Annotated in this window: 11 protein-coding genes; 3 read left to right on the top strand and 8 right to left on the bottom strand. The window is 73.5% G+C overall.

The genetic code is table 11. The annotated features are described in order from the left end of the window. Positions 1 to 111 precede the first annotated feature (111 nt). The gene (locus tag ACFXDJ_RS14865; RefSeq protein ID WP_384663257.1) at positions 112 to 435 is read left to right on the top strand and encodes a GNAT family N-acetyltransferase; all 324 of its coding nucleotides are present in this window, start codon (positions 112 to 114) and stop codon (positions 433 to 435) included. Here ACFXDJ_RS14865 and ACFXDJ_RS14860 read toward each other — a convergent pair. Beyond that, positions 396 to 1,055: a cysteine hydrolase family protein gene (locus tag ACFXDJ_RS14860; RefSeq protein WP_384663255.1), complete on the bottom strand. Its 660-nt coding sequence runs from the start codon at positions 1,053 to 1,055 to the stop codon at positions 396 to 398. The genes ACFXDJ_RS14865 and ACFXDJ_RS14860 overlap by 40 nt on opposite strands. A 194-nt stretch (positions 1,056 to 1,249) precedes the next feature. Between ACFXDJ_RS14860 and ACFXDJ_RS14855 the strand changes: the two genes are divergently transcribed. Both ACFXDJ_RS14855 and ACFXDJ_RS14850 read left to right on the top strand, forming a co-directional pair. After that, positions 1,250 to 2,245, top strand: coding sequence for a GlxA family transcriptional regulator (locus tag ACFXDJ_RS14855; protein WP_384663253.1), 996 nt, complete (start codon positions 1,250 to 1,252; stop codon positions 2,243 to 2,245). Between the two features lie 200 nt (positions 2,246 to 2,445). After that, positions 2,446 to 5,142, top strand: coding sequence for a SpoIIE family protein phosphatase (locus tag ACFXDJ_RS14850; protein WP_384663251.1), 2,697 nt, complete (start codon positions 2,446 to 2,448; stop codon positions 5,140 to 5,142). Between the two features lie 10 nt (positions 5,143 to 5,152). On the opposite strand, the gene ACFXDJ_RS14845 is transcribed toward ACFXDJ_RS14850, so the two are convergent. From ACFXDJ_RS14845 to ACFXDJ_RS14815, 7 genes are all read right to left on the bottom strand, one after another. After that, positions 5,153 to 5,746, bottom strand: coding sequence for a GNAT family N-acetyltransferase (locus ACFXDJ_RS14845; RefSeq protein WP_384663249.1), 594 nt, complete (start codon positions 5,744 to 5,746; stop codon positions 5,153 to 5,155). Between the two features lie 66 nt (positions 5,747 to 5,812). Further along, the gene (locus tag ACFXDJ_RS14840; RefSeq protein ID WP_384849138.1) at positions 5,813 to 7,864 is read right to left on the bottom strand and encodes a SpoIIE family protein phosphatase; all 2,052 of its coding nucleotides are present in this window, start codon (positions 7,862 to 7,864) and stop codon (positions 5,813 to 5,815) included. A 114-nt stretch (positions 7,865 to 7,978) separates the two neighbouring features. Next, complete coding sequence (gene recQ, locus ACFXDJ_RS14835; protein ID WP_384849135.1) at positions 7,979 to 10,075, bottom strand: DNA helicase RecQ; 2,097 nt, start codon at positions 10,073 to 10,075, stop codon at positions 7,979 to 7,981. Between the two features lie 95 nt (positions 10,076 to 10,170). After that, complete coding sequence (locus tag ACFXDJ_RS14830) at positions 10,171 to 10,683, bottom strand: O-acetyl-ADP-ribose deacetylase (protein ID WP_384651023.1); 513 nt, start codon at positions 10,681 to 10,683, stop codon at positions 10,171 to 10,173. Between the two features lie 94 nt (positions 10,684 to 10,777). Further along, positions 10,778 to 11,728 carry a hypothetical protein gene (locus tag ACFXDJ_RS14825; protein ID WP_384651021.1) on the bottom strand — a complete coding sequence of 317 codons (951 nt, stop codon included), beginning with the start codon at positions 11,726 to 11,728 and terminating at the stop codon, positions 10,778 to 10,780. A 92-nt stretch (positions 11,729 to 11,820) separates the two neighbouring features. After that, on the bottom strand, positions 11,821 to 13,311 hold the full coding sequence (locus ACFXDJ_RS14820) for an APC family permease (RefSeq protein WP_384651019.1): 1,491 nt from the start codon (positions 13,309 to 13,311) through the stop codon (positions 11,821 to 11,823). A gap of 176 nt (positions 13,312 to 13,487) precedes the next feature. Beyond that, entirely contained in the window at positions 13,488 to 14,912 is a 1,425-nt protein-coding gene (locus tag ACFXDJ_RS14815) for a phytoene desaturase family protein (RefSeq protein WP_384651017.1), read from the bottom strand. Between the last annotated feature and the right edge of the window lie 7 nt (positions 14,913 to 14,919).

Here is a 14,919-nt window from a genome sequence, read left to right as displayed (position 1 = left end):
GGCCGGAAGCGCTCGTACTGGACGTACTCGGGCTTCCGGCCGGTGCGACGAGAGTGCGTGCCGGACGCCGCGACGGGCGAACGCTGCCTGACGCGGCACTAGGGTGCGCCCATGGCCCACCCCCAGGCGGACGACACCGCCGCCCCGCTGATCGGCGGCGCCGGCTTCCACGGCCCGGCCGACGGGCACGGCCGGGTCACGATCGGCTATGGCCTGATCCCGGCGGTCCGCGGCCTGGGCTTCGCGGCGGAGGCGCTGCGCGCGCTGCTGGAGCACGCGCTGATCCACGGGGCGGCGGGGGTGGACGGGGACGCCGGCCTGGCCAACGTGGCGTCGCAGCGGGTGATGGCGGCCGCCGGGATGACCCTGGTTCGGGAGGACGACCGGCTGCGGTACTACGCGGTCACCTGGGCGCGGGACGCCGCGACGAGCTGACCGGTGGTGACGATCCGGGCGAACCCGCCGCCCTGGAGGTTGACGGCGGTGGCGGCGGTCAGCTGGTCGGCCGTCAGCCGCAGCGCCCCCGCGCCGGCTTCGGCGGACCCGTCCGCCCCGGCGGCTTCGCCCGCCCCGCCCTCCAGGTCCGTCCCGAGGTCGAAGGTGTGGGTGGCGTCGAGCGGTACGAGGACGTCGTAACCCAGGTTCCCCGCCATCCGGGCGGTGGTCTCGACGCACATGTTGGTCTGGATGCCCGCGACGACGAGCTGCCGGATGTCCTGGCCGGTGAGCCAGTCGGCCAGGTCCGGGGTGCCGTAGAAGGAGGAGTTGACGGACTTGGTGATGTGCAGGGCGGCCTGGCCGGCCCGCTCGGCGACGAACTCCTTGAGGGCGTAGCCGGGCTGGTCCGGCGCGAGGACGGAGCCGGCGTTGCGGGAGGCGTGCTGGACCAGCACCACCGGGCGGCCGGAGCCCTGCCACGCGTCCATCAGGGCGGCGATGTTGGCCTCGGCGGCCGGGTTGTTGCGCGGGCCCCAGAAGGCGTCGTCGTCGAAGCCCTTCTGGACGTCGATGACCAGCAGGGCACTGTTCGCGGCGATCTCGATCTCGTTCTTCATGGCTCCATCCTCGAACGCCGGCGGGGCCCGGAACAGCGGCGGCCGGGACCGGAACCGATGGGATCCTGCCAATGTGGCAGCCCACTGGCAGCCGGCCGGCGACCACCTCGCCGGAACTCCGAAAAATTCCTTCCGCCCAGGTCAGAGCCCCTTTCGACCCCCTGGGGCCTGGACAGGCGTGGCAGACTCACGCCATGCACCGCGTTGCGATCGTCGTCCAGCCCGGTATCCGCGCCTTCGACCTCGCCGTCATCACCGAAGTCTGGGGCCCCGACCGCGGCCGGCTCGGAGTCCCGCCCTTCGAGCTGCGCCGGTGCGCCCTGTCCCCCGGCCCGATCCCGCTCCCGGGCGGGCTGACCCTCACCCCGGACCGGGGGCTCGACTGGCTCGCCGGAGCCGATCTCGTCGTCGTCCCGGCCCTGGCCCGGCCCTGCGATCCGACGCCCGAGCCGGTGCTCGCCGCCCTGCGCGACGCCCATGCCCGCGGGATCGCGGTGGCCGCCCTGTGCGCGGGCGCGTTCATCCTCGCCGAGGCCGGGCTGCTCGCGGGCCGCCGGGCCGTGACCCACTGGTCGCTGGCCCCGGCGCTGGCCGGGCGCCACCCCGCCGTGCTCGTCGAGGAGGCCCCGCTCTACGTGGAGGACGACGGGGTGTGGACCTCCGCCGGGGTCGCCTCCGGCATCGACCTCTGCCTCCACCTGGTCCGCGAGGCCCACGGCGCCGAGGCCGCCGCCGCCATCGCCCGCTCGATGGTGACGGGCCCCTTCCGCACCGGGGACCACGCCCAGTACCTGGACCGCCCGACCCCGGCCGCCGACCGGACGGCCGAGGCACTGGCCGCCGTACGGGAACGGGCGCTGGGGCGGCTGCGGGAGCCGCTGGACGTGGCCACCCTGGCGCGGTGGGCCGGGATGTCCCCGCGCTCCTTCGCCCGGCACTTCGCGGCCTCCACCGGCACCACCCCGCACAAATGGCTCCTCGGCCACCGTCTGGACGAGGCCCGCAAACTCCTAGAGCGCACCGACCATCCGGTCACCGAAGTGGCCCGGCGGGCCGGTTTCACCAGCGAGGTCACCTTCCGCCAGCACTTCACGGCACACGTGGGCACGAGTCCCCGGGCCTATCGCGCGGCAGCTACCGCGGCAGCGCCTCCCCCAAACCCGACCGACAGTGTTAGAAATGGCTCATGACCGGACGTTTTGGCTCACCGAGGGGCCCTGAAGGGGCGCCCGAGGGCGGGCCGGCGGAAGGGCCGCCATCCGGGCCCCCTCCCGGGCCCCCGTCCGGCACGCACGAACCCCCGCACGAGCCCGCGCCCGGCACGCACGAGCCCCCGCCCGAGCCCGCGCACGAGCCCCCTCCCGGGCTTTTCGAGCGCCTTTCACTCGGCGTGCGCAGCGTCGCCGGCCAGGTCTTCGCCCTCCAGGCCGTCATCGTGGTGGTCCTGATCACCGCCGCCACCCTGGCCCTGTTCTTCCAGGCCCGCTACGACAGCCAGCGCGACGCCCGCAACCGGTCCCTCGCGGCCGCCGAGGCCTTCGCCCACGCCCCCGGCCTCCCGGCGGCGCTGAAGTCCCCCGACCCCACCGCCGAGCTCCAGCCGCTGGCCGAGGCGGCCCGCCGGGCCTCTGGCGTGGACTTCATCGCCGTCATGTCCAAGGACGGGGTCCGCTACACCGACTCCCGCCCCGAGCTGATCGGCCAGCGCGCCATCGGCGACCTCTCCCGCGCCGTCTCCGGGCAGGCCTTCACCGAGACCTTCAAGGGGAAGCCGAGCGACGCCGTCCGCGCCGTGGTCCCCGTACGGGACTCCTCGGGCGCCGTCGTCGGCCTGGTCGGGACGGGCATCGAGGTCGCCAATGTGGGCGGAGTGGTCCGGAGCCAGCTGCCCCTGCTCCTCGGCGCGGCGACCGGCGCGCTGCTGCTCGGCACCGGCGGCGCCTTCCTGGTCAGCCGGCGGCTGCGACGCCAGACCCGGGGTCTCGGCGAGGCCGAGATGACCCGGATGAACGAACACCACGAGGCGGTCCTGCACGCCGTCCGCGAGGGCGTGCTCATCATCGACGCCGAGGGCCGGCTCGTCCTCGCCAACGACGAGGCCCGCCGCCTCCTCGCCCTGCCGCCCGACGCCGAACAGCGGCACGTCGGCGATCTGGGCCTCGACCCGCGCACGGCCGCCCTGCTGGCCTCGGGGCGGATCGCCACCGACGAGGTCCACCGCGCAGGCGACCGGCTCCTGGCCGTCAACGTACGACCGACCAAGCCCTACGGGGGCCGCCCGTCGGGCACCGTCATGACCCTGCGCGACTCCACCGAGCTCGCCGCGCTCTCCGGCCGGGCCGCGGTGGCCCGCGACCGCCTCCAGCTGCTCTACGACGCGGGCGTGCGGATCGGGACCACCCTCGACGTGGTGCGCACCGCCGAGGAGCTGTCCGAGGTCGCGGTCCCCCGGTTCGCCGACTTCGTCACCGTGGAGCTGCTGGAGCCCGTACTGCGCGGCGAGGAGCCCACCGCCGGCGCGCACACCGAGATGCGCCGGTCCGCCATGAGCGGGATCCGCCCCGACTCCCCGCTCCAGCCCGTCGGCGACGTCATCCGCTTCGTGGTGCCGACGGCGCCGATGGCGGCGGCCCTGGACGCCGGGCGGGCGGTTCTCGCGCCGGATCTGAGCAGCGCCTTCGGCTGGCGGGCCCAGGACCACGAGGGCACCCGGGTGGCCCTCGAATACGGACTCCACTCGCTGATCGCCGTACCGCTCCAGGCGCGCGGGGTGGTCCTGGGGATGGCCAATTTCTGGCGGTCCCAGACCCCCGAGGCCTTCGACGAGGAGGATCTGTCCTTCGCCGAGGAGCTGGCGGCGCGGGCGGCCGTTTCCATCGACAACGCCCGCCGTTTCACGCGCGAGCACGCGGTTGCCGTGACCCTCCAGCGCAGCCTGCTGCCGCGGGCGCTGCCGGATCTGAGCGCCGTGGACGTGGCCTTCCGGTACCTGCCCGCGAAGGCGGGCGTGGGCGGGGACTGGTTCGACGTGATCCCGCTCGCCGGGGCCCGGGTGGCGCTGGTCGTCGGAGACGTGGTGGGGCACGGGGTGCACGCCGCCGCCACGATGGGCCGGCTGCGGACCGCCGTGCACAACTTCTCCACCCTCGACCTGCCGCCCGACGAGCTGCTGGGGCACCTGGACGAGCTGATCGATCGGATCGACCAGGATGAGACCGCGGCGGACGGCGAATCCGGGGAGGGCGAGTCCTCGGGCGTCACGGGTGCCACCTGCCTCTACGCGGTCTACGACCCGGTGTCCGGCCACTGCGCCATGGCCAGCGCCGGTCACCCCGGCCCGGCCCTGGTCGGCCCCGACGGGCGGGTGGAGTTCCCGGAACTGCCGATCGGGCTGCCGCTGGGCGTCGGCGGGATGCCCTTCGAGGCCATCGAGCTGTCCCTGCCCGAGCTGAGCCGGCTGGTGCTCTTCACCGACGGGCTGCTGGAGGACCGCGACCGGGACTTCGACACCGGCCTCGGCATGCTGAGCGAGATCCTGGCCCGGCCGGACCGCAGCCCCGACCAGGCCTGCGCCGACGTACTGGCTGCGCTGCTGTTCCCGGTGCCGAGCGATGACATCGCCCTGCTCATCGCGGACACCCGGCGGCTACCGGCCGACCGGATCGCGGAGTGGGACGTGCTCCCGGACCCGGCGGACGTCTCCCGGGTCCGCCGGGCCGGGGCGGCGCAGCTGACCGCCTGGGAGCTGGGGGACATCTCCTTCACCGCCGAGCTCATCCTCAGCGAGCTGATCACCAACGCCATCCGCTACGGGAGCGCCCCGGTCCGGGTCCGGCTGCTGCGCGACCGCACCCTGATCTGCGAGGTCTCCGACGGCAGCAGCACGTCCCCGCACCTGCGGTACGCGGCCACGACCGACGAGGGCGGCCGCGGCCTGTTCCTGGTCGCCCAGTACGCGGAGCGCTGGGGCACCCGTTACACGGAGCGCGGCAAGGTCATCTGGGCCGAACTCCCGCTGACGGGAACGGCGGAACCGATGCCCCCGGCCGTGCTGGACCTGGACGCCCTGGAGGACCTGGCCTGGTAGCGGCGACGGCCTAGAGGCGGGCGGACAGGCGGGCCTTCGCCTCGGGCCACTCGTCGGCCAGCAGCGAGAAGTACACGCTGTCGCGCCAGGTGCCGTCCGGGCGGCGGCGGTGGCGGCGCAGGACGCCCTCGCGGCGGGCGCCGAGCCGGGCTATGGCGGCCTGGGAGCGGGTGTTGAGGTGGTCCGTCTTGAGCTGGACGCGGCCCATGCCGAGGTCTTCGAAGGCGTGGGTGAGCAGGAGCAGCTTGGTTTCGGTGTTGACCGCGCTGCGCCAGTACGCGCGCCCGTACCAGGTCCAGCCGATCTCCAGGCGCTCGTTCTCCGGGCTGATGTCGAGGTACGTGGTCCAGCCGATCGCCCGGCCGCTTTCGAGGTGGATGACGGCGAAGGGGAGGTACGTGCCCCGCTCCGCGTCGGCCAGTACCGAGTCGAGCGTGGCGCCCAGCTCCTCCTCGGACTGCGGCGCGGGGCCGCCCTGCCACTGCCACACCTGCTCGTCGCGGCCGCCGGCCACGTACAGGTCGGGTAGATGGCTCATGGTCAGGGGCTCCAGGCGGACGTGGCGGCCGGTGAGCGTGATGGGTGACGGCGACTTGGCAGACATGTCAGAAAAGATAACCGTTCATTGCGCTAGACACAAAGAGTTATTGCACTAGGGCAATGAATCGATTCAGCTGGTCCGGGCCAGCAGGACCGCCACGTCGTCCTGCGGGGCATCCGGGAGGAGGCGCGCCAGGATGGTGTCGCACAGGGACTCCAGCGGCTCCCCCGCGTCCCGCAGCGCGCCGGCCAGCTCCGCCATCCCCTCGTCCAGGTCCCGGTCCCGCGACTCGATCAGGCCGTCCGTGTACAGCACGAGCAGGCTCCCGGGAGCCAGCCGCACCTCCTGCGTGCGGAACTCCCGCCCGCCCGTGCCGAGCGGAGTCCCCGGCGGGCCCTCCAGGAAGGTCACCGCCCCGGCGGCCGTGACCACGGCCGGCGGCGGGTGGCCCGCGCTGGCGATGACGCACGCGCCCGTCGCCGGGTCGTGGACGGCGTAGACGCAGGTGGCCATCTCGTCCTCGCCCAGGTCGGCCACCACCGCGTCCAGTGAGCGGAGCATCTGCTCGGGGGGCACGTCGTGGCGCGCGAGCGTGCGTACCGCCGTGCGCAGCTGGCCCATGACGGCGGCGGCGTGGATGCCGTGACCCATCACGTCGCCGATCACCAGGCCGGTCCGGCCGCCCGGCAGCTCGATCACGTCGAACCAGTCGCCGCCGACGTCGTGGTCGCTGGCCGGCAGGTAGCGGCCGGTCAGCTCCAGGCCGGCGACCTCGGGCAGCGCGTTGTTGGTGAGGCTGCGCTGGAGGGTCAGGGCCGCCGCGCGCTGGGTGGTGTACATCCGGGCGTTGTCGATGTTGAGGGCCGCCCGGGCCACCACCTCGTCGATCAGTACGCAGTCCTCGTGGTCGAAGGGCTCGCGCCCGCGCTCCCGGGTCACCACCACCACCCCGAGCACCCGGCCGCGGGCCACCAGCGGGACCATCCGGGCGCAGCCGAGGGTGGCCAGGTAGGCGCGCAGCGCGGCCGCGCGCGGATCCCTGATCAGGGCCGGGATGTCGGCCGTGAACAGGTTCATGGGCACGCCCTCGCTGATGACCTGCTCGTAGGCGGTGCCCACCGGGATCTGGAAGGTCTGCCCGGGGACCAGCCTGGCCGTGGGCGCCCCGGGGTCCGGGAACAGGGCGGCGAGGCGGCGGAGCACGCCCCGGGTGGACGCGGCGGCCTCGTCGGGGTCCAGGACCGCTTCCAGCAGCTGTACGTCGGCCGAGTCCGCGAGCTGCGGCACCAGCACCTCCGCGATCTCCTGGGCGGTCTGCCCCAGGTCCAGCGTGGTGCCGATGCGGGTGCCGGCCTCGGCGAGCAGGGCGAACCGGCTGCGCGCCCGCTCCGCCTCGGCCTGGGCGCGCTGTCCGTCGGTGATGTCGATGAGGGAGGCGATCAGGCCGAGCCGCCGCCCGGAGCCGTCCAGCAGCGGGGCGTACGAGCAGGACCAGGTCCGGTCGTGGTCGGGGTCGGCGGGGGTGCGGCCGGTGCGGCGGACGTCGACGACGGCGGAACCGCACTCCAGCACCTTGCGCATGAGGCCCTCCAGCGCGGTGGCGTTGACCCCGGGCACGACCTCGGTGAGCCGTTTGCCCACGTGGTCGGCGGCGGGCACCCCGTTCATCCGGGCGAGCGCGTCGTTGACCCGCAGGAACCGCAGGTCGTTGCCGAGGGTGCCGAGGCCGATGGGCGACTGCGTGAAGAGGGTCTGGAGCGCGGCGAGCGAGTCGCGCATCCGCAGGACCTCGGTGGTCTCCACGGCGATGAGCATGGCCCCGGTGCGCCCCTGCGCGTCGGGGGAGGGCAGGATCCACATCTCCATCGGGACGCGGTGCCCGTCGCGGTGGCGCACGGGCAGGGTGCCGCCGACGGTCTCCCCGGCCTGGACCCGGCGGGTGAGCTCGGCGGCGAGCTCGTGGTTGGCGTCGGGGACGAGCACGGAGGAGCCGAGCCGGCCGAGGATGTCCTCGGGGCGGTGGCCGAGCAGGTCCTGGGCCGCCAGCGACCACTCGACGACCCGCCCGTCGGCGTCCTCCCGCCACAGGGCGATCGGCAGCAGCTCGCTCAGCACGCCGGCGTACCCGACCGCAGCCGTCGGCGGGTCCGGTACCTCGCTCGTCTCCTGGTACGTGTCCAATGCGCCGACCTCACCCCAAGGGGCCCTGTTCCTACCGATTCACCCTATCCGAGCCTCCGTCTACCGGCGCTGCGTCGGTTCGGCGCCCCCGGTGACGGCCGGGTCACGGCCCGGTCACTCCCAGTCGTCCCACGGCGGGTCCATCTCCTCGTCCTCCGGGCCGAAGAGCGACTCCCCCTCCTCCGGGGCCGGAGCCCTGCCCGCCGGGGCGGCCACGGCACTCGGCACCGGCGCGGCTGCCCGTACGGGCGCTGCGGCCGGCGCTGGCACCCGTACGGGCACGGCGGCGGCCGGCGCCGGTACGGGTACCGGCGCCGGCACGGCTTCTGCCGCCTCGGCTCCGTCGACGCCGTCGGCGCCGGAGCCGCTCAGGGTCCGCAGGATGCCTTCGGCGTACTTGGCCAGCTTCGCCTCGCCGACGCCGTTGATCGTGCCCAGCTCCGCGACCGTGCCGGGCAGCTGCGTGGCGATCTCGCGCAGCGTCGCGTCGTGGAAGACCACGTACGCCGGCACGCCCTGCTCCCGCGCGGTCTCCGCACGCCAGGCGCGGAGCGCTTCGAAGACCGGCAGGGCGGCCGCCGGAAGATCGACCGGTACCCGCGAGCCCTTCCCGGAGCGGGACCCGGACTCCTTGCGGGAGGACCCGGCGGCCGGTGCGGTCTCCTTGCGCATCAAGAGGGTGCGGCGGCCCCCGAGCACCTCGCCGCTGGCCCCCGTCAGCACCAGCGTCCCGTAGTCGCCCTCCACCGCCAGCAGCCCGAGCGCCAGCAGCTGCCGTACCACCCCGCGCCATTCCGCCGTGCTCAGGTCCGCCCCGATGCCGAACACCGAGAGCCCGTCGTGGTCGAACTGGATGACCTTGGCGGTCTTCTTGCCCTGGAGGATGTCGATGATCTGGCCGGCGCCGAACTTCTGCCGCCGTTCCTTGGCCAGCCGCCACACCGTGGAGAGCAGCTTCTGCGCCGGGACCGTCCCGTCCCAGGATTCGGCCGGGGCCAGGCAGGTGTCGCAGTTCCCGCAGGGCTCGCCCGACTGCCCGAAGTACGCCAGCAGCCGCACCCGGCGGCAGCCGACCGTCTCGCACAGCGCGAGCATCGCCTCCAGGTGTGCGGTCAGCGCGCGGCGGTGCGCCTCGTCCCCCTCGGAGCCCTCGATCATCTTGCGCTGCTGGACCACGTCCTGAAGCCCGTAGGCCAGCCAGGCCGTGGCCGGCTCCCCGTCGCGGCCCGCCCTGCCGGTCTCCTGGTAGTAGCCCTCGACCGACTTCGGCAGGTCCAGGTGCGCCACGAACCGTACGTCGGGCTTGTCGATGCCCATGCCGAAGGCGATCGTGGCCACGACCACGACCCCGTCCTCCCGCAGGAACCGCGACTGGTTCGCCGCGCGCGTGCGGGCGTCCATCCCCGCGTGGTACGCCACGGCGTCGATGCCCTGCTCCACCAGGGCGGCCGCCGTCTTCTCCACCGATGCCCGCGAGAGGCAGTAGACGACCCCGGCGTCACCGGCGTGCTCGGTCCGGATCAGCTCCAGCAGCTGCTTGACCGGGTTGTTCTTCCCGACGATCCGGTACTGGATGTTCGGCCGGTCGAAGCCGGCCACGAAGTGGCGGGCCTCCCCCAGGCCCAGCCGGGCCGCGATCTCGGCGTGCGTCGCCTCGGTGGCGGTCGCGGTCAGCGCGATGCGCGGAACCTTCGGCCAGCGCTCGTGCAGCATGGACAGCGCGAGGTAGTCCGGCCGGAAGTCGTGGCCCCACTGGGCGACGCAGTGCGCCTCGTCGATGGCGAAGACCGAGACCGTGGCCCGGTCGAGGAGCCGCTGGGTGCCCTCGGTGCGCAGCCGCTCGGGAGCCAGGTAGAGGAGGTCGAGCTCGCCGCCGAGGAAGGCCCTCTCGACCTCCCGGCGCTCGTCGACGCCTTGGGTGGAGTTGAGGAAGCCGGCCCGCACGCCGAGCGCGTTCAGCGCGTCGACCTGGTCCTGCATCAGGGCGATCAGCGGTGAGATCACCACGCCCGGGCCTTCTCTGACCAGCGCCGGAATCTGGTAGCAGAGCGACTTCCCGCCGCCGGTCGGCATCAGCACGAGCGCGTCGCCGCCGCCGACGACGTGCTCGATGATCTGCTGCTGCTCGCCGCGGAAGGAGTCGTACCCGAAGACGCGGTGGAGCACCTGCTGGGCATCGGGGATCTCGGCTGCTGCTTCCGGAGTGGTCATCCCAGAAGCCTAGCGACCCGCTCGGACACCTCGCGCCGGATCCAAGGGACCTGTGGACAACCGGAGGCCCGTCGTGCGGGCCGGCCGGCCGCCCGTCAGCCCGCCACGGCGGCCGCGAAGGCCTCGTAGGCCCGCTCGTCGAAGAGCACGAAGCGCACCTCCTCGACCTCCGTCCGGGCCACCCGTACGGTCTCCACCGCGATCCGCGCCCCGTCGTCCATGGGCCACCCGTAGATCCCGGTGGAGATCGCCGGGAAGGCGACGCTACGGGCTCCCAGCTCGTCGGCGACCCGCAGCGACTCCCGGTAACAGGAGGCCAGCAGCGCCGAGCGGTCCTCCTCCTTCGACCACACGGGCCCGACCGTGTGGATCACGTGCCCGGCCGGCAGCCGGCCCGCCGTGGTGGCCACCGCCCGGCCCGTGGGCAGGCCCTTGCCGTAGTGGGAGCGGCGCAGGTCCTCGCAGGCGGCGAGGATCTCCGGGCCGCCGCGCCGGTGGATGGCCCCGTCGACCCCGCCGCCGCCGAGCAGTGAGGAGTTCGCCGCGTTGACCACGGCGTCGGCCTTCTCGGCGGTGATGTCGCCCCGGACGAGCGTGATGCGCGGCATCGGGATCCTTCCTTCGCGGATGGCGCAGGTTACCGGTATCCCGCCGGCCGCTTCCAGGCGAATCGCGGGCCCGGCAAGATCCGAAAGAGACGGCCTAGCGTGACGCGCCGAGTGCCCGGTCCCGCCAGCGGCTGAAGAGGGTCTCCGGGTCGCCGCTGTGCGACCACGGGATCCGGGTGGCCCGGTTGTCCAGGAGGGTGAAGACCTCCGCGGACTCCGCCTCCATGCCTCCGTGGACCAGGCCGTGCGCGAGGTAGTTGAGGTCCGTGACGTCCTGGGCGTAGGGCCTGGTGCGCTTCGCGATCCACTTGTCCAGCGCCGTCCGCAGATCCCAGCGCGCCCGCTCGCCGCTCCAGAGGGTGGCCAGCCCGACCGCCGTACGGCCCTTGGCCTCGCTCTCGTACCGGTACTGCTCCGCGCGCGCCACCTGCGGCAGCACCGCGAGGGGTGAACCTGCGGGGGCGTAGACCGCCACGTCCCAGGCGAAGTTGTAGGACTCTCCGTGCGAACCGTGCCAGCCGGCGGAGAAGTAGCGCAGCATCTGGTGGTGGCCCTCGCGGTGGTGGGGGTCCCGGGCCCACAGCTCCCGCCACCAGTGGGCGATGTTCGGGTCGCCGCCTTCGTACAGCCTGCCGAGCGCGACGAGGGAGACGTAGGGGTGCGGGTCGCCGGGTGCCAGGTCGCAGGCCCGCAGGCAGGTCCGGGCCACCTGGTCCAGGCCGTCCCTCGGGGGCATCGCCCCGCCGCGCGCCGCGGCGAACATCCGCATCACCTCGGTCTCCGCGCGCAGTACGGCGGCGTCCGGGTTGGCCGGCTCCGCGGCGTGCCAGACGTCCACGGTCCGGCTGCTCGCCGCCGCGTCCGCGAGCAGCCGGATGCGGTGCGCACGCCGGTCCCAGTCATCGCGGGGGTGTTCCGCGAGGAGGTCGCGGGCCCCTTCCCAGCGGCCCATGACCATGTCCTGACGGCATTCCGCGAGACCGCGATCGCCGAACGCCTGATCGTAGACCGGTGCTCCCGAACGCCGGCGCAGCCAGGCCGCCATGCACACTCCTCGATTCGGTTCTCTTCGATTTCGACGGGGAACGCGGGTCGCCATGCCCCGGGGGACCTCGGGGACCTCAAGGACCCCGGACTTCAGAAGTCGGTGAGGATTCCGTCCCGGCGTTCGGCCGCCGCCAGTCCCCCGGCGGTCGCCCCTCCGTGCAACTCGTCCACGGCGTCCGCCTGTTCGGGATCCAGCGGCCTGGGCCGGAAGTACGAGACGCCCTGGAGCCGGGAGAGGGTCATCGGGATGAGGCCCAGCGCGAGCGCCCCGAGGCCGATGGTGAGGGCGCTGCCGGTCAGTTCCGGAACCGACATGACGAAGATCCAGATCATGAACAGGGCTCCGCCGAGCGGCCACAGCCCGACGAAGAGGAAGGTGCCCACGGACCTGAACAGCACCTTGCGATAGGCGACGACGGCCGACAGGCCGGCGAGGGCGTAGTAGAAGGCGATGTGCAGGCCGATGCCGCTGACGGCGTCGCGTACGAACTGCGCGCCGGAGCCTGCCGTGACGGAGACCGTGACGAGCAGGAGCGCCACGGCCGCCACGGTGGCGGTGGCGATGTAGGGCGTCTGCCAGTCGCGGTGGATGCGGCCGAACACGGCGGGGACGGTGCGGTCGCGGCCCATGGCGAAGAGGGTGCGGGTCGCCTGGAGGAGGCTCGTCTCCAAGGTCGCGATCGTGGACAGCACGACGGCGAGGACGAGCAGCCGGCCGCCCCAGCCCGGCCAGACGGCGTCGCCGAGCACGGAGAGGAAGCCATCGGGATTCCGGCGTACCGCGTCCGCGCCGATGAGGATGTTGGTGGCGATGGTGAAGACGACGAAGAAGGCGAAGGACAGCGCGACGCCTATCAGGCCGCCGAGGCCGAAGGAGCGGCGGCTGGTACGGGTCTCCTCGTTGAGATTGCTGGAAACGTCCCAGCCCCAGTAGCTGACGCCCGCGATCAGCGCGCCGGCGACGAAGCCGTGCGACGCGTCGAAGTGGCCGAAGCCGAACCAGGAGAGCGAGAAGTCCGCCGCGTTTCCGTCCTTGAGCAGGGCGGCGACGGCGAAGGCCAGGAGCAGCGCGAGCTGGACGCCGGTGAGGATCCGGCGGGTGTACGGGCTGATCCGGGCGCCTTGCGCCACCACACCGGCCATGAGCAGGAACCAGCCGGCGCCGACGGCCGTGGCCAGGCCCGTGTTCGCGGCGAGGTCCGGACTGATCAGGGCGAGCGTGGCGCTGCCGGCCGGGAGGGTGGCGGAGACGAGGAAGGCCGTCGCGGCGACGACCAGGGCCCAGCCGCTGAGGAACCCGAGGAAGGGATGGAGGGCGCGCGCCACCCAGGCGTAGCTCGCCCCGGCGTTGACGTCGAGGCGGCCCAGGTGGCGGAAGGCCAGCGCGATGCCGATCATCGGTATCGCGCAGTACAGGAGCACCGCGGGGCTGGCGACGCCGACGGTGGCGACGAGTACGGGGATGGTCGCGGCGACGGTGTAGGCCGGTCCGCAGCCCGCGACCGCCATGACCACGGAGTCGAGCGTCCCCAGGGAGTCGGCCCTCAGAGCACCCCCGTCGTTACCGGCCCTCTTGCCCACTGACTCCCCCTTCACACCACCTCGTACAGGTGCTTGATCATGCACACGGCATGAGGGAGCCACAAGGGTTACTCTTCGGTTTCTTTTGGTGAACCTCTCGCTCCATGCGCACTTCATCCGTCCCGGAGACCCGCTGCTTCGGATTTCGTTGCGGGGGGAGTGGGTCAGGGGGTCGGTCAGGCGGTCCGGCCCTTTCGCAGGTGCCGCCAGACCGCCTTGGCGGCGTTGTGGCCGGACATGCCGTGCACGCCGGGGCCGGGCGGGGTGGCCGAGGAGCAGAGGAAGACCGCCGGGTGGGCCGTGGAGTACGGGGACAGGGTGAGCTTGGGCCGCAGCAGGAGCTGGAGCCCGGAGGCGGCTCCGCAGGCAATGTCCCCGCCGACGTAGTTGGGGTTGCGGGCGGCGAGCTGCGGCGGGCCCGCCGTGGCGCGGGCGAGCACCAGATCGCGGAAGCCCGGGGCGAAGCGCTCCAGTTGGCGTTCGACGGCTTCGGTGAGGTCGCCGTCCCAGCCCGCCGGTACGTGTCCGTAGGCCCAGAAGGTGTGCTTGCCGGCGGGGGCCCGGCCGGGGTCGGCCAGGCTGGGCTGCGCGGTGATGAGGAAGGGGGTGCGGGGGGCCCGTCCGCCCGAGGCCAGTTGCAGGGCGGCGTCGATGTCTCGGGTGCGGGGGCCGATCTGGACGGTTCCGGCCCGGCGCGGCTCCTCGGCGGTCCAGGGGACGGGCCCGTCGAGGGCGTAGTCGATCTTGAACACGGAGGCCCCGTACCGGTAGCCGTCGTAGACCCGGCCCAGGCGGGCGATACGGGCCAGCGCGGTCGGCGAGGTGTCGAAGACGTACGCACGGGCCGGCGGGAGGTCGTCGAGCCGTTTGACCTCGAAGCCGGTGTGGACGGTGCCGCCGAGGTCGCGCAGGTACCCGGCGAGGGCGTCGGAGATCGACTGCGAGCCGCCGCGCGCCATCGGCCAGCCGTTCGCGTGCGCGGCCAGCGCGAAGACCAGGCCGACGGCGCTGGTGCCGATCCCGCCCAGCGGGGCGATGACGTGGGCGACGAGCCCGGCGAACAGGGCGCGGGCCCGGTCCTCGCGGAACCGGCCGAGCATCCAGGTGGACGGCGGCAGCCCGGCGAGCCCGAAGCGCGCGAGGGTGAGAGGGTCGCGGGGCAGCGCGGTGGACGGCAGCGACATGAAGTCCCGGGCCAGGGAGTCCCATTTCCCTAGGAAGGGCTCCACCAGCCGCCGGTACGTCCCCGCGTCGCGCGGCCCGAAGGACGCGGCCGTCTCCGCGACGGAGCGGGAGAGCACCGCCGCCGTGCCGTCGTCGAAGGGGTGCGCCATGGGCAGCGGGGCGTGCAGCCACTCCAGCCCGTACCGCTTCAGCGGCATGCTGGCGAAGACCGGTGAGCCGACGCCGAGCGGGTGCACCGCCGAGCAGGGGTCGTGTCGGAAGCCGGGGAGGGTGAGCTCCTCGGTCCGGGCTCCGCCGCCCACGGTGTCCGCGGCCTCGAAGACTGCCACCGAGAAACCGCGCCGGGCCAGCTCGACCGCGGCCGTGAGCCCATTGGGCCCGGCCCCGACCACGACCGCATCGAGAATCGACGGCACTTGCGAC

The sequence above is a fragment of the Streptomyces sp. NPDC059443 genome (assembly GCF_042750105.1).
Classification (GTDB): Bacteria; Actinomycetota; Actinomycetes; order Streptomycetales; family Streptomycetaceae; genus Streptomyces.
The sequence above is the reverse complement of the archived record's forward strand: the minus strand, read 5'-3'. Positions and strand labels throughout refer to the sequence as shown.